Source organism: Pseudomonas sp. EA_65y_Pfl1_P113, assembly GCF_963970525.1.
In the GTDB taxonomy this organism is placed as follows: Bacteria; Pseudomonadota; Gammaproteobacteria; order Pseudomonadales; family Pseudomonadaceae; genus Aquipseudomonas; species Aquipseudomonas tritici.
In genome coordinates, this window is the sequence record NZ_CAXAQM010000092.1 from 1 (window position 1) to 1,420 (window position 1,420).

Annotated in this window: 1 protein-coding gene; it reads left to right on the forward strand. The window is 53.5% G+C overall.

Features of this window, described 5'->3' with window-relative positions; translation table 11 throughout:
• Positions 1-215: 215 nt before the first annotated feature.
• Positions 216-1,420 (forward strand): hypothetical protein (locus AACY52_RS28395; RefSeq protein ID WP_339561081.1); only part of this gene is annotated, 1,205 nt, incomplete at its 3' end.

Below are 1,420 nucleotides of genomic sequence, written 5' to 3' on the forward strand. Positions count from 1 at the left end.
CAGCAAAGCGATTGAGGTACTCACCGACGCTGGCTCGGCCTACTTGCAAGCTGCCAGCGACTTGGCGGGCAGATAGGCCGACCTCGAATTTGAGACGTAGCACTTCTCGGATTTTACGCATGGATAAACGCTCCACGACGACCTCTCTGCTTCGATAAAAGAGGTCGATGGTAGTGAATTAATCCTGCGTTGCTGCCTGCCTTAAGGGTGGCCGGATGAGCGTGGAATGGGTGGCCGGATCATCTTGGAATCAGTGGCCGGATGTTTATGGAATAGGTGGCCGGATGGCCGTGGAATCCGCAGCCTATCATCACAATCGACTCGCGACTCCTAAAGATCGATTTTCCGCTGTTGCGCCATTTCAATGGCCCGCAGATGGGTGCAACGGGGCCTATTCTGGCCGCCGTTTTTATGGCCCCTTTGCCGATACCGCGATTCGATTTGGTATTGCTGAGGTTCTTGAGCGTTGGGCTGGAACTCCAGGCTCAACACTGACCATCAAGGCCCTATCGAGCTACCTGACCTTCGTCACCCGCGCAGGGCTAGCCTACCTATTGAATTTCAGCCTTATGCGCGTCGAGGAGGCTTGGAATTTACGAGCGAATTGCCTGACAGTGGAGAACGACCCTCGCTTCGGTGAAATCACTTTATTGCGAGGGCGAACAACCAAGACGACCTCAGATTCCGACACTTTTTGGGTCACATCACCTTCAGCAAAAATAGCGGTGGAAGCTATGACTGCTGTGGCCAAGCTTCGCGCCGAGGGGTTCGATTACGACCCATGTAAAACGCCTGCGCCGATTGGGGAAGACCATTTTCTGATCGCTTATGCCAACGAGCCCTGGATACCTGTCAGGCAAACGATGAGCCGAGCCATTCGGCCCTCAATTATCAATTACCTCGCAGCATTTGGAGCCAACCCCAAGCTTTTCGACCCTGGACAGTTACGGATCACACCTCGTGACCTGGAATTGGCGCGCTTGGTGAACCCAGCGTTACCGGAAGAGTTTGCAGTAGGAGGAATCTGGCCATTGGCATGGCATCAACTGCGCCGCACAGGCGCCGTCAACATGCAAGCCTCAGGACTGGTAAGCGATGCGTCCTTACAGTTTCAGTTAAAACACATTACCCGTGCGATGAGTTTTTACTATGGGCAAAACTTCTCACACCTTCGACTGGAAGAAAAGGCTCACACGCTTTACGTCCGTACCATGTACGAGACATTAGGCCGAGAGTTGCAACTGCTGGTGACAGACCGGTTTATCAGTCCACATGGAGAGAAGCGGAAGGCTGAGATTGTTCGACTGATTCAGCCCAGTGAAATGGAAAAAATGACTCAACTGGCTAAAAAAGGTGCCGTTGTTTATCGCCCGATAATACTCGGCGTGTGTTCCAGCCGCGAGCCGTGCCCCTACGGCGG